The organism is Nocardia colli (assembly GCF_008704205.1).
In the GTDB taxonomy this organism is placed as follows: domain Bacteria; phylum Actinomycetota; class Actinomycetes; order Mycobacteriales; family Mycobacteriaceae; genus Nocardia; species Nocardia colli.
Genome location: NZ_VXLC01000043.1, coordinates 1 through 21640, shown reverse-complemented (window position 1 = coordinate 21640; position 21640 = coordinate 1). Strand labels below are relative to the sequence as shown.

At 68.7% G+C, this 21640-nt stretch carries 12 protein-coding genes; 7 read left to right on the top strand and 5 right to left on the bottom strand.

Translation table 11 applies throughout. The features are described from left to right. Entirely contained in the window at window positions 1-1599 is a 1599-nt protein-coding gene (locus F3087_RS43425) for a carboxyl transferase domain-containing protein (protein WP_150408042.1), read from the bottom strand. A gap of 93 nt (window positions 1600-1692) precedes the next feature. Between F3087_RS43425 and F3087_RS43420 the strand changes: the two genes are divergently transcribed. Continuing rightward, window positions 1693-2286 carry an SACE_7040 family transcriptional regulator gene (locus F3087_RS43420; RefSeq protein WP_150408041.1) on the top strand — a complete coding sequence of 198 codons (594 nt, stop codon included), beginning with the start codon at window positions 1693-1695 and terminating at the stop codon, window positions 2284-2286. An 8-nt stretch (window positions 2287-2294) separates the two neighbouring features. On the opposite strand, the gene F3087_RS43415 is transcribed toward F3087_RS43420, so the two are convergent. Then, window positions 2295-3041 carry a 3-hydroxybutyrate dehydrogenase gene (locus F3087_RS43415; protein ID WP_150408040.1) on the bottom strand — a complete coding sequence of 249 codons (747 nt, stop codon included), beginning with the start codon at window positions 3039-3041 and terminating at the stop codon, window positions 2295-2297. Further along, window positions 3038-4420, bottom strand: coding sequence for an MFS transporter (locus F3087_RS43410; protein ID WP_150408039.1), 1383 nt, complete (start codon window positions 4418-4420; stop codon window positions 3038-3040). The genes F3087_RS43415 and F3087_RS43410 overlap by 4 nt, the downstream gene beginning before the upstream one ends. Window positions 4421-4560: 140 nt before the next feature. Here F3087_RS43410 and F3087_RS43405 point away from each other — a divergent pair, with 140 nt between their 5' ends. Beyond that, window positions 4561-5487 (top strand): LysR family transcriptional regulator, encoded by a 927-nt coding sequence (locus F3087_RS43405; protein WP_191094436.1) that lies wholly within the window; start codon window positions 4561-4563, stop codon window positions 5485-5487. Window positions 5488-5493: 6 nt separating this feature from the next. Here F3087_RS43405 and F3087_RS43400 read toward each other — a convergent pair whose 3' ends face one another. Together F3087_RS43400 and F3087_RS43395 are read right to left on the bottom strand one after the other, a co-directional pair. Next, complete coding sequence (locus F3087_RS43400) at window positions 5494-6237, bottom strand: ABC transporter ATP-binding protein (protein ID WP_150408037.1); 744 nt, start codon at window positions 6235-6237, stop codon at window positions 5494-5496. Between the two features lie 46 nt (window positions 6238-6283). Next, the gene (locus F3087_RS43395; RefSeq protein WP_150408036.1) at window positions 6284-7342 is read right to left on the bottom strand and encodes an ABC transporter permease; all 1059 of its coding nucleotides are present in this window, start codon (window positions 7340-7342) and stop codon (window positions 6284-6286) included. Between the two features lie 130 nt (window positions 7343-7472). Here F3087_RS43395 and F3087_RS43390 point away from each other — a divergent pair, with 130 nt between their 5' ends. From F3087_RS43390 to F3087_RS43370, 5 genes are all read left to right on the top strand, one after another. Continuing rightward, window positions 7473-8669 (top strand): sensor histidine kinase, encoded by a 1197-nt coding sequence (locus tag F3087_RS43390; protein WP_150408035.1) that lies wholly within the window; start codon window positions 7473-7475, stop codon window positions 8667-8669. Continuing rightward, window positions 8666-9283 carry a LuxR C-terminal-related transcriptional regulator gene (locus F3087_RS43385; RefSeq protein WP_150408034.1) on the top strand — a complete coding sequence of 206 codons (618 nt, stop codon included), beginning with the start codon at window positions 8666-8668 and terminating at the stop codon, window positions 9281-9283. Before F3087_RS43390 ends, F3087_RS43385 begins: the two co-directional genes overlap by 4 nt. A gap of 59 nt (window positions 9284-9342) precedes the next feature. After that, entirely contained in the window at window positions 9343-9768 is a 426-nt protein-coding gene (locus F3087_RS43380) for a PPOX class F420-dependent oxidoreductase (RefSeq protein ID WP_150408033.1), read from the top strand. 29 nt (window positions 9769-9797) lie between these two features. Beyond that, window positions 9798-10547 carry a precorrin-4 C(11)-methyltransferase gene (gene cobM / locus F3087_RS43375; protein WP_150408032.1) on the top strand — a complete coding sequence of 250 codons (750 nt, stop codon included), beginning with the start codon at window positions 9798-9800 and terminating at the stop codon, window positions 10545-10547. A 377-nt stretch (window positions 10548-10924) separates the two neighbouring features. Then, on the top strand, window positions 10925-21640 hold a 10716-nt coding region (locus F3087_RS43370; protein WP_150408031.1), incomplete at its 3' end, for a non-ribosomal peptide synthetase.

Genomic DNA, 21640 nt, shown 5'->3' with positions numbered 1-21640 from the left:
TCACATCCGGAAGACGCCGTAGGAAACGGGTTCGAGCGGCGCTTGCGCGCACACCGAAAGGGCAAGTCCGAGGACGGTTCTGGTGTCCGCGGGGTCGATCACGCCGTCGTCCCAGAGCCGGGCCGTCGAATAGTAGGGGTTGCCCTGGCTCTCGTACTGGTCGCGGATCGGCGCTTTGAACGCCTCCTCGTCCTCGGCCGACCACGGCTGCCCGGAGCTGTCGAGCTGATCGCCGCGCACCGTCGACAGGACGGAGGCGGCCTGCTCGCCGCCCATCACCGAGATCCTGGCATTCGGCCACATCCACAGGAAGCGCGGCGAATACGCGCGCCCGCACATCGAATAGTTGCCCGCGCCATAGGATCCGCCGATCACCACGGTCAGCTTCGGCACCCGCGCGCAGGCCACCGCGGTGACCATCTTCGCGCCGTGCTTGGCGATGCCGCCCGCCTCGTAGTCGCGGCCGACCATGAAGCCGGTGATGTTCTGCAAGAACAGCAGCGGGATCTTGCGCTTGTCGCACAGCTCGATGAAATGCGCGCCCTTCATGGCGGATTCGCTGAACAGCACGCCGTTGTTGGCGACGATGCCGACCGGGTGGCCGTGGATGTGCGCGAAGCCGGTGACCAGGGTCTTGCCGTACTCGGCCTTGAACTCGTGGAAAGTGCTGTCCCCGTCCGGATCACCGTCGACCAGGCGAGCGATCACCTCGCGGACGTCGTATGGGGTGCGCAGGTCGACCGGCACCACGTCGTACAGCTCGGACTCGGGCGCCGCGGGTGCCACCGGCGGCAGCACCGCCCACGGGGCCGACGGCCGCGGGCCGAGGGTCGCCACGATGCGGCGCACGATGCGCAGCGCGTCCTGATCGTCCTCGGCCAGATGGTCGGTGACACCCGAAGTGCGCGAATGCAGTTCGCCGCCGCCGAGGTCTTCCGCGGTGACCACCTCGCCGGTCGCGGCCTTCACCAGTGGCGGCCCGCCGAGGAAGATGGTGCCCTGATTGCGCACGATCACCGCCTCGTCGCTCATCGCGGGCACGTACGCGCCGCCCGCGGTGCAGGAGCCGAGTACCGCGGCGATCTGCGGAATTCCCTTGGCGCTCATATTCGCCTGGTTGTAGAAGATGCGCCCGAAGTGCTCGCGATCGGGGAACACCTCGTCCTGCTCGGGCAGGTAGGCGCCGCCGGAATCGACGAGATACAGGCAGGGGAGCTGATTCTGTAGCGCGATCTCCTGCGCGCGCAGATGCTTCTTCACTGTCATCGGGTAGTAGGTGCCGCCCTTGACGGTGGCGTCGTTGGCCACGATCACGCATTCACGGCCGGACACCCGGCCGATCCCGGTGATGATCCCGGCGCCGGGGGATTCGTCGCCGTACATCCCGGTCGCGGCCAGTGGCGAGAGTTCGAGGAATGGGCTGCCCGGGTCGAGCAGCTGGTCCACCCGCTGGCGGGGCAGCAACTTGCCGCGCGCCACGTGGCGATCCCGGGCCTTCGCAGACCCGCCGAGCGCTGCGGCGGCCAGCCGGGCACTCAGGTCGTCCACCAGCGCCTTGTGGGCGACTCGGTTGTCGACGGCCTCTTCGGTAACGGTCATGACTTGGTCCTGTCGGTCAGTTAGTCGCCGATAACTGGAATCCAGGTTAATCTTGGTTAACCGAGATGTCCAGGTAGGGCGAAAGGAGCGCGTGTGACCAGCACTGACCCTGTCACGCTCACCCGCCGTGAACAGCTGAAGGCGCAGCGACGGCAGCAACTCCTCGACGCCGGTGCCCGGCTCATAGCCGACCGTGGTTTCCTCGGCATGCGTCTCGACGACCTCGGCGCGGCCGTCGGCATCAGCGGGCCCGCGGTCTACCGCCATTTCCCGAACAAGGAAGCGCTGCTGGTCGAACTGCTCGTCGGCGTCAGCCAGCGACTGCTCGACGGTGGCAAGGCGGTGGTCGCGCGCACGGCCGGCGCGGCCGAGGCGCTGGACGGTCTCGTCGACTTCCACCTCGACTTCGCGCTCGGCGATCCGGACCTGATCCGGATCCAGGACCGCGATCTGGAGAACGTGCCCGCCACCGCCCGCCGGGAACTGCGCCGGACCCAGCGCCAGTACGTGGAAATCTGGGTCACGGTGCTGCGCGAACTGCATCCCGGGCTACCCGAGGAGACGGCGCGGGTGCAAGCCCACGCCGCCTTCGGGTTGATCAACTCCACCCCGCACAGCGCGAGCACCGCGACGGCCGTCCGGGCCAGGCCCGTGCTGCGCCGAATGGCGTTGTCCGCCTTGGGGTGAGGGCTCGATCATCGAGCGCTCCAGCCGCCGTCCATGGTGTAGGAGGCGCCGGTCACCATGCCCGCGTCCGCCGAGACGAGCCAGCTCACCAGCGAGGCAACCTCTTCCGGCTCGACCAGGCGTTTGATCGCGCTCTCAGTGAGCAGGATCTTCTCCAGCACTTCCTGCTCGGGGATGTTGTGCGCCTTGGCCTGGTCGGCGATCTGCTTGTCCACCAACGGGGTCCGGACATAGCCCGGGCTGACGCAGTTGCTGGTGACGCCGTGCCGGCCGCCCTCCAGCGCGGTCACCTTGGACAGGCCCTCCAGTCCGTGCTTGGCCGTCACGTAGGCGGACTTGAACTCCGAGGCCCGGAGTCCGTGCACCGACGAGATATTGACGATCCGGCCGAAACCCTGCCGGTACATGTGCGGCAGCGCCGCGCGGATGAGCAGGAACGGCGCCTCGACCATCAGCGTGAGCAGCGTGCGGAACTGGTACGGGGCGAAGTCCTCGATCGGGCTGATGCTTTGCACCCCTGCGTTGTTCACCAGGATGTCGATCTCGAGTTCGAGCGTTTCCAGTTCGTCGGCTTCGAGAAGGTCTACCGCCCAGGACTTTCCGTCTAGCTCACGGGCCAGCGCTTTCGCGCCCACCTCGTCGATATCGGCGATGGTGACCTGGGCGCCGCGGGCGGCGAGGGCCCGCGCACAGGCGGCGCCGATCCCGCTGGCGCCGCCGGTGATCAGGGCGGAACGGCCGGTGAGGTCGCTCATTTGACGGCCACCGCGGCGGGCTGGCCGGCCAGGTATTCGGCATCGGCGAGGTCGACGGTTTCCAAATCCAGACCTTTCGTTTCCCGGGCGAAGTAGACGGCGACGACGGTGACGGCCGCGGCGATGGCCAGGTAGATGGCGATCGGCACCGCGGACTTGTAGGTGTTCAGCAGGCGGACCGCGATGATCGGCGCGAGCGATCCGGCCACGATCGAGGTGACCTGATAACCCAGGGACACACCGGAATACCGCATGCGGGTCGGGAACATCTCGGCCATGATCGCGGGCTGCCCCGCGTACATGAAGGCGTGGAAGACCAGGCCGATGATGATGGCGAACAGGATGACCGCGTTGTGCCCGCTGTCCATCATCGGGAAGGCGAAGAAGCCCCAGGTGCCCGCGGTGACCGCGCCTATCAGGTAGATCGGCCGCCGGCCGAAGCGGTCGGACAGCCGCCCGACCAGCGGGACCGTCACGAAATGCACGGCGTGCGCGGCGAGCAGCCACCAGAGGATGACCTTGGTGTCGACGTGCACCTGCACCTTCAGATAGGTGATGGTGAAGGTGACGACCAGGTAGTACAGGATGTTCTCGCCGAAGCGCAGACCCATGGCGGTGAGCACGCCGCGCGGGTAGCGCTTGAGCACCTCGACGACGCTGAGCGAGGTCGCCTTGATCTGCTCCAATTCCTGTTGCGCGGCAACGAAAATGGGCGCGTCGGTGACCTTGGTGCGGATGTAGTAGCCGACCAGCACGACCACCGCCGACAGCCAGAAGGCCACGCGCCAGCCCCAACTCAGGAAGGCCGCGTCCGACAGCCAGGTGGTCAGCGCCAGCAACACGACCGTCGCCAGCAGGTTCCCCATCGGCACCCCGGCCTGCGGCCAGCTCGCCCAGAACCCACGGCTGCGGCTCGGACTGTGTTCGGCCACAAGGAGAACCGCGCCGCCCCACTCACCGCCGACGGCGAAACCTTGGATGAAGCGCAGCACGACCAGCAGCGCCGGCGCCCAGTAACCGATCTGACCGAACGTCGGCAGGCAGCCCATCAGGAACGTCGAGGCGCCGACCAGGATGAGGCTGAATTGCAGCAGCTTCTTGCGGCCGTACTTGTCGCCGAAATGCCCGAAGACGATGCCGCCCAACGGACGTGCGGCGAAGCCGACGGCGTAGGTGATGAAGGCGGCGAGGATCGCGTCCAGATCGCTGGTGCCCTTGGCGAAGAACACCTTGCTGAACACCAGCGTCGCGGCCGTGCCGTAGAGGAAGAACTCGTACCATTCGACGACCGTGCCCGCCATCGATGCGGCGACCACCCGTCTCAGGCCGGTCGGCACCCCGCCCGGGTCGCTTGGCCACAATGCACTGCGCACGCTCATCGAACTCTCCTTCGTGCCAGGGGTCACATCAGGGTGTAGATGTGATGGCCCCCACAAAACTCGGCTGCAACGAAGTATTAGTGCAGATCGGTTTGTCCGCAATGACTAGATGTGCAGTACGTATCTGCGAGGATGCAGATATGAACGTCGGTTCCGCGGGGTCTGCCCGTCGGCCGAGCGCGGACGACCTGTTGGTACTGCTCGCTGTCGGCCGATCGGGTCGTTTCGTGTCGGCGGCCGAGGAACTCGGCATCAACCACACCACCATCTCCCGGCGGATCGCCGCGCTGGAACACACCCTCGGCGGCCGGGTGCTGACGCGCGCGGCCGGCGGCTGGGAACTCACCGAACTCGGCAAGGAAGCGCTGGCGGCGGCCGAAGTGGTCGAGTCCGCCGTCAAGTCCCTCGCCGCCGACGCCGACGGCAGCCGGGTATTGGAGGGCGTGGTCCGGATTTCGGCCACCGACGGCTTCAGCGCCTACCTCGCTGCTCCGGCGGCCGCCGAGGTGCAACGTCAACATCCCAAGATCACCGTCGAAATCGTCGCCACCACAAGGCGAGCCTCGACCCAGCGCTCAGGTCTGGACCTAGAGGTAGTCGTCGGCGAACCACAGGTCCACCGCGCCACCGCGATTCGTCTCTCCGACTACTGCCTCGGCCTCTACGGCAGCCGAGACTATCTGCGCGAACACGGAACTCCCGCGACCATCGATGACCTGGCCCAACATCCGTTGGTCTACTTCATCGATTCCATGCTCCAGGTAGACGACCTGGACCTGGCCTCCAGCTTCGCCCCCGCGATGCGCGAATCCGTCACCTCCACCAACGTTTTCGTCCATGTCGAAGCCACCCGGGCCGCCGCAGGCATCGGTCTGTTGCCTTGCTTCATGGCCGACCGGCATTCCGACCTTGTCCGTGTTCTCCCCGCCAAGGTCTCGGTCCAGCTCGCCTATTGGTTGGTCGCGCGCGCTGAAACTCTCCGCCGCCCTGAAGTAGCCGCCTTCGTAGACGCTCTCCGCACCAAGGTCTACCGCGAACAGAACGCCCTGCTCGGCTACCGCAAGTAGGTGTGCTCAGGCCGAGTGCGGGACGAATCGCGCTGGAACGTCCGAGTTCTGGGTCAGGTGACCGTCGGTCATGGTGTGGACGGCCGTCATGCGGTGCAGGTGGGTGCGGTCGTGGGTGACCAGGAGGGTCGCGGCGTTGTGGTCGTGGACGATGGTGAGGATCAGGTCGATGATGGCGGCGCCGCGTTCGGTGTCCAGGGCGCTGGTGGGCTCATCGATGACGAGCAGGGCGGGGTTGTTCATCAAGGCGCGGGCGATATTGACCCGTTGACGCTGACCGCCGGAGAGCTGGGCGGGGCGCTTGGCGTGCTGGTCGGCCAGCCCGACCGCGTCGAGGAGTTCCAGTGCCCGAGCCCGGGTTTCGTGGCGCTGACGGGGCGAGATGTGCAAGCGCTGGCCCAGGTGGGACATGACCTGGAGTTGTTCGACGGCGGTGAGGGCGGGGATCAGGTTCGGTTGCTGGAAGACGATGCCGATGGAGGTGCGGCGTAGTTCGGCGGCTTCGCGGCGGCCGACCGTGGCGAGATCGACGCTGCCGGTCGAGGTTTGGAGGTCGATGCGACCCGAATCGGCGCGGATCAGGGTGGATGCGACGGCGAGCAGGCTGGATTTACCCGAGCCGGACGGACCGGTGATGGCGGCGATCTCGCCACCCGCGACGCGTAGGTCGACGCGGTCGAGTGCGGTGAGCCGGCCCGCTCCGTCGGGGTAGGTGAGGGTGACGTCATCGAGGGTCAGGGTGGTGGTCATAGGTCGGAAGCTCCAGTGCGTCAACGAGTCTTGGGTTCGTGCCGAGTCAGCGTCCCGCGCCGAGTGCGGTCAACGGGTCGGTGGTGAAGAGGAAGCGGAGCGCGAAGGCCGCGCCCAGCAGGCCGAGGACTATGAGGGCCAAGGCGGGTAGCAATGTGGTCGCTGGGCTCAGGACGAAGGGGAGCGCATCACCCATGAAAGCGGCTGCGGCGACGGTGATTCCGAGCCCGACGGCAACACCTGCGGACAGGACGATGGCGGCCTGGGCCAGCGCGTCGCGGACCAGCGATCCGGAGGTAGCGCCCAGGGCCTTGAGGGTGGCGATATCGGGCATGCGCTGGACGGTCCACACGGTGAAGAACGCGCCGATCACCAAGGCGGAGATGGCGAACAGGAGCACGGTCATCAGGGTCAGCGAACCGTTCTCGGCTTTGTACGCGCTGAGCGCGGACAGCGCGCCGGACGGGTCGGTCGTCTGGGTGTGCGCGGTGGCGTTCAACGCTGCCTGATTCGGCACGCCGGAGACGGCGAGCACGGTGGCAGCACCGGAGCGCGGGCTCATCGCCTGCCAGTCCGAGAGGGTTGTCCAGACCACCGGAGTGTGGCTGTACCAGTCGTCTCCGCGCACCGCCGCCACGGTGAAATCGCGGCCGCTGATCATGACGGAGTCGCCTGCGCCCGCGCCCAGATCTTTGGCCGCGCCCGTGCTGAGCACCACGCTCCCGTTCTCGGTTGCGGACCGGTTGCCGAAAGCCGTTCCGGTGGTGCCGAAGAAGGCCACCTGCACCGCGGCGCGGCCACGCGGATCGACCTTGCCGTGGCTGATCCCGATCGGGGCGACGGTGCCGTTCGGGCCCGCCGCGGCCTGCCAGGCGGCGACCTGCTCGGCGGTCAGCGTCGAGGCGTCGAACGACGGCGCGGCGCCGGTGTCGGCGAAGACGACGGTGTCGCCGGGGAACGATTCGACGGCCGAGATGTTCTGGTGCGCGAGCCCGGCGGTGAGCCCGCTGAGGAAGCTCACCAGCAGCGCCACCAGCGTGACGACCAGGGTGATGAGCAGGAAGCGGCCGCGGGCGGCGCGCAGATCTCGGAGTGCGACGAACATGCCTTCACTGTTCCGCGCGGGGAGCCCGCGGCCATCGCGCGCGGGAAGGAAAGGCGCACCATCGAACGGTGGGTGGCGTTTTACACCTTTCGATGGATGCCGCCGGGGTAGCCGCACATAAGCTGGCAAGGTGCACTCGTCCCCGCTCACGCCCGTCTTCACCGCGCTGCGGCTCGGACTGCATGTGCTGATGACGGCGCTGGCGGTGGTGATCGCTGTGCGTGCGCTGCTGCCCGGCGCGCCGCACCCGGTCCCGGTGGTGGCGCTGACCGTGGGGTTCCTGGCGACGTACTTCGCCGGTCACGTGCTGAGCGGCCGCCGCGGCGGGATCGCGATCTGGTTGACCGCCTTGACGGTCTGGTGGCTCTGCCTCGTCGTGCTCGCCCCGGACGCCGGATACCTGGCCTTCGGCCTCTTCTTCCTCTACCTGCATCTGCTCCCGCGGCCGTGGAGTCTGCTGGCGGTGGCCGGGGCGACCGCGATCGCCGTGGTGGGTTTCGGGGTGCACCGCGGCTGGTCGGTGGCCGGCGCGATCGGCCCGATCTTCGGCGCGGCGGTCGCCGTCGGTATCGGCCTCGGTTATCAAGCGCTGTTCCGTGAGTCCGCCGAGCGGCAGCGACTGATCGACGAATTGCTCAGTACCCGAGCGATACTCGCCGAACAGGAGCGCACGGCAGGCAAGCTGTCCGAGCGTGAGCGACTCGCGCAGGAGATCCACGACACCGTCGCCCAGGGCTTGAGCAGTATCCAGCTGCTACTGCATGCCGCGGAACAGTCGGCACCGGATCACCCTGCACTGCAACAGATTCGGCTGGCGAGGGAAACGGCCGCCGAGAACCTCGCCGAAACCAGAAGACTGATAGCCGAATTGGCTCCCGCCGCACTCGACGGTCAATCGCTCGCACAGGCCTTGGAGCGAATCTGCTTGCGCGCGAATGCCCCCGGCCTCGCCACGCAGCTGGTGGTCGAGGGCACCCCCGAACGACTGCCGATGCCGATCGAGGCAGCACTGGTGCGCATCGCGCAGGGCGCGGTCTCGAACGTGGTGCAACACGCGAAGGCCGACCGAATGCGCCTGACCCTGACTTACGCCGACGCCGAGGTCCTCCTCGATGTCGTGGACGACGGCATCGGCATCGAACCCGATGTCCTCGATCACTCGCCGTCCGGCTCGTTCGGCCTCGCCGCCATGCGTTCCCGAGTAGAGCAGCAGGGCGGCACCATGGCGGTGGAATCGGAACCGGGTCACACCGCCGTCACCGTCGCCTTCCCCCTCGAACCCGCTGCCCCCGAACCGGATTCGGCCGAACCGGGAGACCGCGCATGATCCGCCTGCTGCTGGCCGACGACCACGCCATCGTCCGGGCCGGCCTGCGCGCACTGCTCGACGGCGGCGACGACATCACCGTCGTCGGCGACGTGCCGACCGGCGAGGCGGCCGTCGCGTTCTGTGCCACCACCCCGGTGGACCTGGTGCTGATGGACCTGAGCTTCGGGCCCGGCCGCTCCGGCGCGGACGCCACCGCCGAGCTGCGCGCGCTTCCGCAACCGCCGAATGTCCTGGTGGTCACCAACTACGACACCGACGCCGACATCCTCGGCGCGATCGAGGCCGGCGCCTGCGGCTACATCCTGAAGGACACCCCGCCCGCCGAACTGCTCGCCGCGGTCCGCTCGGCCGCCGCGGGGGAGAGCGTGCTGTCGCCCGCGGTCGCCTCGAAGCTGATGACCCGGGTGCGCCGCGCCGACACCACCCTGAGCGCCCGCGAGATCGAGGTACTGCGGCTGGTCGCCGACGGCCGCTCCAATCGGGAGATCGCCAAGGAGCTGTTCCTCAGCGAGACCACGGTCAAGTCCCACCTGGTGCACATCTACGCGAAACTCGGTGTCCGCTCCCGCACCTCGGCCGTCGCCCGCGCCCGCGAGCAAGGCGCGATCTGAGCGCGACATGCGCCCGCTGCTGCCCCGTCCGGCCGCCTGCGTGCCCCTAGGCTGAAGCAATGGCTTCTCTTTCGGATCCTCAGGTGCGGGAGTTCCTGCTCGACGGCACGCGGACGGGCAAGGTGGCCTTCGTCGCCGACGACGGCCGGCCGATGGTGACGCCGGTCTGGTTCGTGCTCGAGGATGACGAACTCGTCTTCAACACCGGCAAGAACACCGCCAAGGGCAAGGCGTTCGCGCGCGACGGCCGGATCGCGGTGATCGTCGACGTCGAGGCCGAGCCGTACCCGTCGGTGCAGCTGCAAGGCACCGTCACCTTGTCCGAGGATCCGGAAGAACTGCTCCGCACCGCCACCGAGATCGGCGGCCGCTACATGGGCGCCGACCGCGCCGAGGAATTCGGCAAGCGCAACGGCGTCCCCGGCGAACTCGTCGTCCGGCTGCGCCCGACCAAGGTGATCGCCCACTTCGACGCGACGGCCTGACCCGAACCTCGCTGAATACACTCACCCGCATGACCGTGCACTTCATCGGCGCCGGGCCGGGTGCGGCCGACCTGCTGACCGTGCGGGCGGTCACCCTGCTCGGCTCGTCGCCGGTGTGCCTGTACGCGGGCACCTACCTGGACCCCGAGGTCCTCGCGCACTGCGCGCCCGACGCCGAACTGATCGACACCCAGCACCTGGACCTCGACCAGATCACCGAGCATCTGGTGCGCGCGGACCGGGCAGGCAAGGACGTGGCCCGGCTGTGCTCGGGTGACCCGTCGATCTACTCGGCACTGACCGAACAGACCCGCAGGCTCGATAAGCACGGCATTGCCTGGGACGTGACCCCCGGTGTCCCCGCCTACGCCGCCGCGGCCGCGCTGCTCGGCACCGAACTCACCGTCCCCGAAGTCGTGCAGTCGGTCGTACTGACCCGAACCCAGGCGCGTTCGACCGCGATGCCCGGCACCGAGGCCCTGGCCAACTTCGCGGCCACCGGCGCCACCCTCGTGCTGCACCTGGCGATCACCCGAATCCGCGCGCTGGCCGCCGAGCTCGTCGCCGACTACGGCAGCGACTGCCCGGTTGCCGTGGTCTACCGCGCCAGTCAGCCCGGCCAGCTGATCCTGCGCGGCACCCTGGCCGGCATCGCCGATCAGGTCGAGGCCGCCGAGCTGCGGCAGGCCGCGATCATCCTGGTCGGCAAGGCCCTCGCAGACCCGGTGTCGTGTGCCGAATCCCACCTCTACGACCCCGCCCGCGCCCGTCATCGGTGACCCGCCGCGCCGCCCGCGCGGCCCGTCGCGCAGGATGTGAGGTCTGCAACATGAGACCCGCAAAGTACGGACAACTCGACTGCCTGTGATGATGTCGGTCAGCTATCGAGGTTGGTTGGTTCGGTGCGGGCGACGACGGTAGATTGGTTCGGTGATCTGCAGCGAGATTCCCGGCATTGCCGGTCGGTGGGTAGTGGGCGCGGTCGCGCCTATGTAACAAGGTCACCCTGGCGAACAGATAGTGCCAATGAGCTTTTTTTGCCTGATTGATTAGAGAACTGAACCCCGAGACGCGGGCGCCACGCTGGGATAGGTGAGCGTCCTGTCCGGGTGTCGTCGGGGAGCGCTTGCGTGGTGTTCCGGAAGCGAGGTTACGGTTGGACCGGCTGGATTTCGGCGGAAACGGCGAAGCTGGTGACGAACGGGCAAACGCTGGTTCGGGCTACTTCCCGCTGTCTCCTGCGCAGCTGGGCATCTGGTACGCGCAGCATGTCGACCCGCAGGTGCCGGTCAACATCGCGCAGTACGTGGATCTGCACGGCGCGCTGGATGTCGAGATCCTGGAACAGGCCAGCATCGACGCCTCGCACGAGCTCGGTTCGGGCTTCCTGCGCATCATCGAACGCGACGGCGAGCCGTTGCAGTACGTCGATCACAGCATCGCCGACTACGACAAGGTCACCTATGTAGATCTGCGCGCCGAGGCCGATCCGGCCGCGGCCGCGATGGAGTGGATGCGGGCCGAGTACAGCCGGCCGATGGATCTGACCACCGATCGGCTGATCGCGGTCGCGGCGCTGCAACTGGCCGACGACCACTGGTACTGGTACTCCCGGGCGCATCACGTCACGCTCGACGGCTTCGGCGCCATGACCAACCTGAACCGGATCGCCGAGCTCTACACCGCCTACACCAACGGCACCGAGCCAGCCGTCTCCAAGGCCACCGATCTGCACACGCTCTATGAGCAGGAAATGGCCTACCGCGAGAGCACGCGGTTCAGCTCCGACAAGGAGTACTGGATCCAGCGGGTCGCGGGACTGGAGGACGGCACCAGCCTCACGGGCCGCTCCGCCCCGCCCGCCGCGATCAACGGGATCGCCAGCGCGGCGCTCTCGGATGAGCAGAACACGCTGCTGGAAGCGGCTGTGCAGCGCCATGATTCGTCGCCGGCCGGGCTGCTGCTGGCCGCGTTCGCCGGGTATCTGGCGCAGTGGAACGGCGTCGAGGACGTCATCCTGAGCCTGCCGGTGACCGCGCGCACCACCGCGGCGATGCGCCGCTCGGGCGGTGTGTCGTCGAACATCGTGCCGCTGCGGCTGCACGTCGGCCACGACACCACGGTGAGTGAGCTGCTCAAGCAGGTGACGGTCGAGGTGTCCGGCGCGCTGCGGCATCAGCGTTATCGGCACGAGGACATCCGTCGCGACACCGCCGGCGACGGCATGGTGACCACGGAGTTCTTCGGGCCGTGGGTCAACATCATGCTGTTCCACGACGAGCTGGTGATGGGCCCGATGGTCGGCCAGCTGCACGTGCTGTCCACCGGCAGCATCGAGGATCTCGGCGTCAACTTCTATCAGTCGGTCGCGGGCACCCGCTCGCACATCGACTTCGAGACCAACCCGAACCTCTACACCGAAGCCGAAGCGGCGCGCCATCATTCGCGCTTCCTGGAGTTCTTCGACCGGTTCCTCGCGGCGGCGGACGATGCCGCGGTCTGGGCCTTGGACGTCACCACCGCCGACGAGCGGGAACGCTCGCTGCTGGAGTGGAACGACTCCGACCAGGAGGTGCCCGACACCACGCTGTCGGCGCTGCTGGATGCGCAGATGCCGGTAGCGCCGGACAACATCGCGCTCGATTTCGAGGGTGCGACCCTTACCTACGCGGAGTTCGACGCGCGGGTCAACCGGCTGGCCCGGTTCCTGATCGCCGACGGCGTCGGCCCGGAATCGCTGGTCGCGCTGGGCATGCGGCGGTCGCTGGAGCTGGTCATCGGCATGCACGCGGTGCTGAAGGCCGGTGGCGCGTATGTGCCGATCGATCCGGATCATCCGGCCGATCGCACCGCCTACATCCTCGACAGCGCGGCACCGGTCTGTGTGTTGACGCTGTCCGCCGATGAGCTGGAACTGCCGGATGCGGTGCGGCAGGTGCGGATCGACACCCTGGATGTGTCGGAGTTCTCCGCCGCGCCGGTGACCGACGCGGACCGGCTCGCGCCGCTGCGCCCGGACAACACCGCCTACGTCATCTACACCTCGGGTTCGACCGGACGCCCCAAGGGCGTGGCGGTCACCCATCACGCGATCGTCAATCAGCAGCTGTGGATGCTCGACGAGTACCGGCTCACCGCGGACGACGTGTATCTGCAGAAGACCGCGACCACGTTCGACGTGTCGCTGTGGGGTTATTTCCTGCCGCTGCTGGTCGGCGCGAAGTTGGTCATCGCCTCGCCCGACGGCCATCGTGATCCGTTGTATGTCGCGGACATGATCGAGCGGCACGGGGTCACCGTGACCGACTTCGTGCCGTCGATGCTGACGGTGTTCGTCTCGCACGCGACCCAGGCGCAATGTGCCACGCTGCGTGCGGTTTTCGTGATCGGCGAGGCGCTGCCGCCGGAGACCGCCGCCGGTTTCCGCGCGATCACCTCGGCGGGCCTGCACAACCTGTACGGCCCGACCGAGGCCGCCGTCTCGGTGACCTACTGGGAGGCGACCGCCGCCGACACGGTGACCGTGCCGATCGGCATCCCGGAGTGGAATGTCTCGGTCTACGTGCTGGATTCGCGGCTGCGACCGGCCGCGATCGGCGCACCGGGTGAGCTCTACCTCGGTGGCCGTCAGCTTGCCCGCGGTTACCGCGGTCGTCCGGATCTGAGCGCGGATCGTTTCGTCGCGAATCCGTTGTCGGCCAACGGCGAACGTATGTACCGCACCGGCGATCTGGTGCGCTGGAACGACGCGGGCACGCTGGAATACATCGGCCGCACCGACTTCCAGGTGAAGTTCCGTGGTCAGCGCATCGAGCTCGGTGAGATCGAGACCGATCTGCTCGCGCATCCCGCGGTCAGTCAAGCCGTTGTGCTGGTGATGGATACCGCCACCGGTCAGCAGCTGGTGGCGTATGTGGTTCCCGCGCCGGGGCATTCGGTGGATCCGACCGAGCTGACCAGGTTCGCGGCCGAGAAGCTGCCGAGCTACATGGTGCCGGCCTCGATCATGGTGCTGGACGGGTTCCCACTCAACACCTCCGGCAAGCTGGACCGAAAGGCGTTGCCGGAGCCGGTGTTCAGCGTGGACGCGACCAGCTTCCGCGCCCCGCGTACCCAGGCCGAGCAGATCGTGGCGGGCATCTTCGCCGACGTGCTGAGCCAGGACCGGATCGGCATCGACGACAACTTCTTCGATCTCGGCGGTAACTCGCTGGTCGCGACCCAGGTGGTGTCGCGGATCGGGGTGGCGTTCGGTACCCAGATCGGGGTGCGGGCGCTGTTCGAGTCCCCGACCGTGGCCGGGATCGCCGCCCGCGCGGAGAACGCGAGCCAGACCGAGGGCGCGCGGCCGCCGCTGGTGGCCCAGCAGCTGCCCGAGCGGGTGCCGCTGTCGCTGTCGCAGCAGCGGATGTGGTTCATCAATCAGTTCGATTCGACCGTGCCCGCCTACAACCTGCCGTTCGTGGTGCGGTTGCGCGGCGAGGTCGACCTGGACGCGTTGCAGGCCGCGCTGATCGATGTGGTCGCGCGCCAGCAGTCGCTGCGCACGATCTTCCCCGAGTCCGGCGACGGCGGTTACCAGCAGGTGCTGCCGGTCGAGCAGGTCGATCTCGGCATCGCGATCGAGCCGATCGACGAGGCCGAATTGCACGGTGTGCTCACCGCTTTCGCCTCCACCGGCTTCGATGTGTCGCGGGAACTGCCGATCCGGGTCCGGGTCTACGCGGTGACCGGCGGCCGGGACAACGGCACCGCCGATTACGCGGTCGCGTTCGTGGTGCATCACATTGCCGCGGACGGTTTCTCGTTCGGCCCGCTGGCCCGCGACGTCGCCGCCGCCTACCTCGCGCGCGCCGCGGGGCAGGCGCCGAGCTGGGCGCCGCTGCCGGTGCAGTACCAGGACTTCAGCGTCTGGCAGCGCGAGCTGCTCGGCGCCGAGTCCGACCCCGGTTCCATGGCGGCCCGCGAAATCGCCTACTGGCGCCGGGCTTTGGCGGGGCTGCCGGATCAGCTCGATCTGCCCGCCGACCGCCCGCGCCCGCCGGTGCAGAGCTTCAGCGGTGGCCGGGTCGCGTTCGACATCGATGCCGAACTGCACCAACGGCTTTCGGCCTTGGCGCGCGCACAGGGCGTCAGCCTGTTCATGGTCATGCACGCCTCCCTGGCCGTGCTGCTCGCGCGTTTGTCGGGCACCAATGACATCGCCATCGGCACCCCGGTCGCCGGGCGCGGCGAGCAGGCCCTCGACGACCTGATCGGCATGTTCGTCAACACCCTGGTGCTGCGCTCGGAGGTCGACGGCAGCGAGCCGTTCACCGAATTCCTCACCCGCACCAGGGAAACCGACCTCGCCGCGTTCGCGTTCGCCGACGTGCCGTTCGAGCGCCTGGTCGAGGTGCTCAACCCGACCCGCTCGCAGGCCCGGCACCCGCTGTTCCAGGTGATGCTGTCGTTCCAGGAAATGTCGCACGCGACCCTGGAATTACCCGGGCTGTCGGTCGCCGCCGACGAGCTCGAGGTCGATATCGCCAAGTTCGACCTGCAGTGGACCGTCACCGAAGAGCGTGGCGCGCAGGGCGAACCCGCCGGCATGGCCGCCGTGGTCTCCTTCGCCACCGACCTGTTCGACGCCGCGACGGTCACCGAATTCACCCGCCGCTACCTGCGCGTGCTCGAGGCCGCGGTCAGCACACCGCAGGCCGCCGTGCGCGACATCGACATCCTCGACGATGCCGAACGCGCCACCGTGCTCACCGGCTGGAACCAGACCGCGCACGAGCTGCCCGCGGCGACCGTGCTCGAGCTGTTCGAGGAACAGGTTCGCCTGCGCCCGAACGACATCGCCGTCCTGTTCGACGGCGGCACCCGCAGTGCCGGTGAATTCGGCCCGCAGGTCCACCTGACCTACGCCGAGTTCTCGGCGCGGGTGAATCGCTTGGCGCGCAAGCTGATCGCCGAGGGCGTCGGCCCGGAATCGCTGGTCGCCGTCGGCATCCGCCGCTCGGTGGACATGCTGATCGCCATCTACGCCACCATGACCGCGGGCGGCGGCTACGTGCCGATCGACCCCGATCATCCGGCCGAGCGCACCGACTACGTGCTGGCGAACTCCACGCCGGTGTGCGTGCTGACCACCCTGTCCGACGACGTCGAGTCCGCCGACTGCCCGGTGATCGCCGTCGACACCCTGGATTTGAGCGAGTTCGGCGACGGACCGGTCACCGACGCCGAGCGCCGCGCACCGCTGCGCCCGACGAACACCGCGTACGTGCTCTACACCTCCGGCTCCACCGGCCGGCCCAAGGGCGTGGCGGTCAGCCACGCCAGCGTGCTGAACCAGATCGCCTGGATCACCGGCGAATACCGCATGGGCCCGGCCGATGTGGTGTTGCAGAAGACCCCGGTCACCTTCGACGTGTCGGTGTGGGAGTTGTTCGGCACCTTGACCGTCGGCGCCCGGATGCTCATCGCCGCGCCGGACGGGCACCGCGATCCGATGTACCTGTCCGAGATCATCGGGCGGCACCAGGTCACCATGACCTCGTTCGTGCCGTCGATGCTGTCGGTGTTCGCGGGCGCCGCGTCGACCGCCGAATGCGCTTCGCTGCGTGCGGTTCTCGTCGCCGGTGAGGCGCTGCCGCCGGCGACTGTCGCCGCGTTCCGGCAGTTCTCCACCGCCGCGATGCACAACCTGTACGGCCCGACCGAGTTCACCGTGCACGCGACCGCCTGGCACCTCAACGAGGTCGCCCCCACGTCGGTGCCGATCGGCCGTCCGGTGTGGAACGCGCAGGCCTACGTGCTCGACGAGGGCCTGGAGCCGGTCCCGGTCGGCGTGCCCGGCGAGCTGTACATGGGCGGCGTGCAGACCGCCCGCGGCTACCACGGCCGCCCCGATCTGAGCGCGGAACGCTTCGTCGCCAACCCCTTCGGCGCGCCCGGCACCCGCCTCTACCGCACCGGCGACCTGGTCCGCTGGGTCGAGCCGCACGACCCCGAGGTCGGCACGGCAGGCGTGCTGGAGTACATCGGCCGCACCGACTTCCAGGTGAAGTTCCGCGGCCAGCGCATCGAACTCGGCGAGATCGAGGCCGCGCTGCTCGACCACCCGGCCGTCACCCAGGCGGTCGTGCTCGTGCTGGACACCGTCGCGGGCGATCAGCTGGTCTCCTACGTGGTCACCCCCGCGGGCCCGGTCGACATCGACAACATCAAGAACGCCCTGCACCGCACGCTGCCCGCCTACATGGTGCCGTCGGCGATCGTGGTGCTGGAGGCGTTGCCGCTCAACCCGTCCGGCAAACTCGACCGCAAGGCGCTGCCCGCGCCGGTGTTCGAGGTGCGCGAATTCCGTGCGCCGACAACGCCGATCGAGGAGATCGTCGCGCAGATCTTCGCCGAGGTGCTCGGCATCAACCGGGTCGGCGTCGACGACGACTTCTTCGAGCTCGGCGGCAACTCGCTGATCGCGACCCAGGTCGCCTCCCGCCTCGGCATCGCGCTGGACACCCGTGTCCCGGTGCGCATGCTGTTCGAGGCGTCCACCGTCGCCGCGCTCGCGGCCCGGGTGGAGTCGCATGCCGGTGACGGCGCGCGCAAGGCGCTGGTCGCCCGGGTCCGTCCGGAGGAGGTGCCGCTTTCGCTTGCGCAGCAGCGCATGTGGTTCCTCAACCGGTTCGACACCGCGTCCGCGGTGAACAACATCCCGGTCGCGATCCGCCTGTCCGGTGACCTCGATGTGGCCGCGTTGCAGGTGGCGGTCATCGACGTGATCGACCGGCACGAGTCGCTGCGCACCGTGTTCCCGGAGACCAAGACCGGTCCGGTGCAGGTGGTCCTGGACGCGGCGCAGATCGTGCCCGACCTGACGCCGATCCCGGTGACCGAGCACAACCTGATCGACCACCTGGTCCAGCTCGCCTCCATGGCGTTCGACGTGACCAACGAAGTGCCCTTGCACGCAAGGCTTTTCGAGATCAGTGAGACCGAGTACGTGCTCGGCATGGTGGTGCACCACATCTCCGCCGACGGCTGGTCGATGGGCCCGCTGGCCCGCGACGTGATGGTGGCCTACGCCGCGCGCACCTCGTGGGAGGCGCCGGCCTGGTCGGCGCTGCCCGTGCAGTACGCGGACTACGCGCTGTGGCAGCGCGAGGTGCTCGGCTCCGAGGACGACCCGAGTTCGTTGATCGCCAACCAGATTCGCTACTGGGCCCGCGAACTCGCGGACCTGCCGGACGAATTGGTGTTGCCCGCGGATCGGCCGCGCCCCGCGGCGGCGTCCTATCGCGGCGGTACCTATCCGTTCGTGATCTCGGGCGAGACCCAGCGCGCGCTGGTCGATCTGGGCCGCAGGCACAACGCGTCGCTGTTCATGGTCATGCACAGCGCGCTGGCCGTGCTGCTCGCCCGGGCCAGCGGCACCGGCGACATCGCCATCGGCACGCCGGTGGCCGGTCGCGGTGAGGCCGCGCTGGACGACCTGATCGGCATGTTCGTCAACACGCTGGTGCTGCGCACCGAGGTCGACGGCGCGGCGAGCTTCGCCGACCTGCTCGCGCAGGCCAGGGAGAAGGACCTGCACGCGTTCGCGCACGCGGACGTGCCGTTCGAGCGGCTGGTCGAGGTGCTCAACCCGGCCCGCTCGCAGGCCCGGCATCCGCTGTTCCAGGTGATGCTGACCTTCCAGAACACCCGGCAGGCCAGCCTCGAGCTGCCCGGACTCTCGGTCAACGGCGTCGACTACGACGCGCGCCTGGCGAAGTTCGATCTGCAGCTGACCCTGCAGGAGACCCAGGACGAACTCGGCGACGCGGCCGGCATGTCGGCCGAATTCTCCTACGCCGAGGACCTTTTCGACGAAGCCACGGTGGCCGCGTTCGCGCGCAGGCTGGACCGGGTGCTGGCGGCGGTCACCGCCGACCCGAACGTGCCGATCGGCGATATCGACCTGCTTGCGCCGGAAGAGCAGGCGCAGGTGCTGGTCGACTGGAACGACACCGCGCACCAGGTGCCCGCCGAGACCCTGGTCTCGCTGTTCGACGCGCAGGCCGCGGCCACGCCGGACGCGGTGGCCCTGGTCTTCGACGAGGAGCGGCTCACCTACCGCGAGCTACAGGTGCGGGCCAACCGCATCGCCCGGCAGTTGATCAAGGCGGGCGTCGGCCCGGAATCGCTGGTCGCCCTGTCGATCCGCCGCTCCAACGAGCTGGTCATCGCGATGTACGCGGTGCTGCAGACGGGTGCGGCGTACGTGCCGCTCGACCCGGATCAGCCCGCCGACCGGATCAACCACATCGTCGACACCGCGCGGCCGCGGATGATCCTGTACCGCTCGGCGGACGGGTTCGACATCGATCTGCAGCGCGAGGTCTCGGTCATCGCGATCGAGGGCATCGAGGGTGTGCCGGGCATGGCCGCCTCCAGCGGCGCGCCGATCACGGATGCCGAACGCACCCAGCCGCTTCGGCCGGGCAATACCGCCTACGTCATCTTCACCTCGGGTTCGACCGGCCGGCCGAAGGGCGTGGCGGTCAGCCATGCCGCGATCGTCAACCGGTTGCTGTGGATGCAGCACGAGTACCCGATCGGGTCCGACGACGCGGTGTTGCAGAAGACGCCCGCGACCTTCGACGTGTCGGTGTGGGAGTTCTTCTGGCCCTTGCAGACCGGCGCGCGACTGGTCGTGGCGAAGCCGGACGGGCATCGCGACCCGGTGTACCTGGCGCAGATCATCGCCGAACACGGCATCACCACGGCGCACTTCGTGCCGTCCATGCTGTCGGTGTTCGTGTCCACCCTGGGCAACGAGAACGGTGACGCGGACGGTTACCCGTCCTCGCGGTTGCGGCAGGTGTTCGCCTCCGGTGAGGCGCTGCCCGCGCCGACCGCGCAGCGGCTGCGCGAGCTGACCGGCGCCAAGCTGCACAACCTGTACGGCCCGACCGAGGCCGCCGTCGACGTCACGTATCACGAAGTGACGGAAGCGGATTCGGTCTCGGTGCCGATCGGCGCCCCGGTGTGGAACACCCGGGTCTTCGTGCTCGACGCCCGGCTGCACCCCGTCGCACCGGGTGTCGCGGGTGAGCTCTATCTCGCGGGCGATCAACTCGCGCTCGGTTACCTCGGCCGCCCGGATCTGACCTCGGATCGCTTCGTCGCCAATCCGTACGGCGGCGCGGGGAAGCGGATGTACCGCACCGGTGACCTCGTCACCTGGACCCCGGCCGGCGAGCTGGAGTACTTGGGCCGCACCGACTTCCAGGTGAAGCTGCGCGGCCTGCGGATCGAGCTCGGCGAGATCGAGGCCGCGCTGCTGACCCAGCCCGGCGTCGCACAGTCGGTCGTCGTGGTGCGCACCGACGCGCACGCCGGCGATCAGCTGGTGGGTTACGTTGTCGCCGAATCGGATTCGGTGATCGACACCGACGCGGTGAAGCTGGCGCTGGCCGGCCTGCTGCCCGGCTACATGATTCCGGCCGCGCTGGTCGTGCTCGACGCCTTCCCGGTCAACGCCAGCGGCAAGCTCGATCGCCGGGCGCTGCCCGCGCCGGTGTTCGAGGCCAAGCAGTTCCGCGCCCCGGCCACGCCGATCGAGGAGATCGTCGCGGAGGTCTTCGCCGACCTGCTCGGACTGCCGCGCGTCGGCGTAGACGACGACTTCTTCGAACTCGGCGGCAACTCCCTGGTCGCCACCCAGGTGGTCGCGCGGCTGAGTGCTGCGCTGGACACCGAGGTCGGCGTGCGCGTGCTGTTCGAGGCGCCGACCGTGGCGGCGCTGGCCGCCCGGGTCGAGTCGCGGGCCGGAACCGGTGCGCGGCAAGCGCTTACGGCACAGGTGCGCCCCGAGCGCCCGCCGTTGTCGCTGGCCCAGCAGCGGATGTGGTTCCTCAACCGCTTCGACGCCGACTCCGCGGCCAACAACATTCCGGCCGCGGTGCGGCTGGAGGGTGCGCTGGATCTGGCCGCGCTGCGCGGCGCGGTCGCCGATGTGGTCGCGCGGCACGAATCGCTGCGCACCGTTTACCCGTCCCAGGACGGCGTCGCCTATCAGCGGGTGCTGCCCGCGACCCGGGCGATCCCGGATCTCGAGGTCTTCCCGGTCGCCGAGGGGCAATTGCTCGGCGCCCTCTACGAATTCGTCGAGCGCGGCTTCGACGTGACGGCCGAGCCGCCGGTGCGGCTACGCGCCTACCAGCTCGGTGACCAGGACTACGTGCTGGTTGTCGTGGTGCACCACATCGCGACGGACGGCTTCTCGATGCGGCCGCTGGTCCGCGACCTGATGACCGCCTACGTGGCCCGCACCTCGGCGTCCGAGCCGGGCTGGCCGCCGCTCGCGGTCCAGTACGTGGATTTCGCGCTGTGGCAGCGGGAAACCCTTGGCTCCGAAGACGATCCGACCTCGCTGATCTCCGAGCAGCTCGACTACTGGCGCACCGCGCTCGACGGCCTGCCCGACGAGCTGCGCCTGGCCGGGCGTCCCCGGCCCGCGGTCGCGTCGTATCAGGCTGGGACACACCGCTTCCGGGTGCCCGGCGAGCTGATCGACGAGCTGAACCGGGTCGCGCACGCGCACGGCACCACGCTGTTCATGGTGGTGCACAGCGCCTTCGCGGCACTGCTGGCCCGGCTGAGCGGCTCCGACGACATCGCCATCGGCATCCCGGTGGCCGGTCGTGGCGAGCGGGCACTGGACGACCTGGTCGGCATGTTCGTCAACACCCTGGTGTTGCGTGCGCAGGTCGACACCGACGCGTCGTTCACCGACCTGCTCGCCCAGGTCCGCGAGCGTGACCTGCAAGCCTTCGCGCATGCCGACGTGCCGTTCGAGCGGCTGGTCGAGGTGCTCAACCCGGCCCGTTCGCAGGCG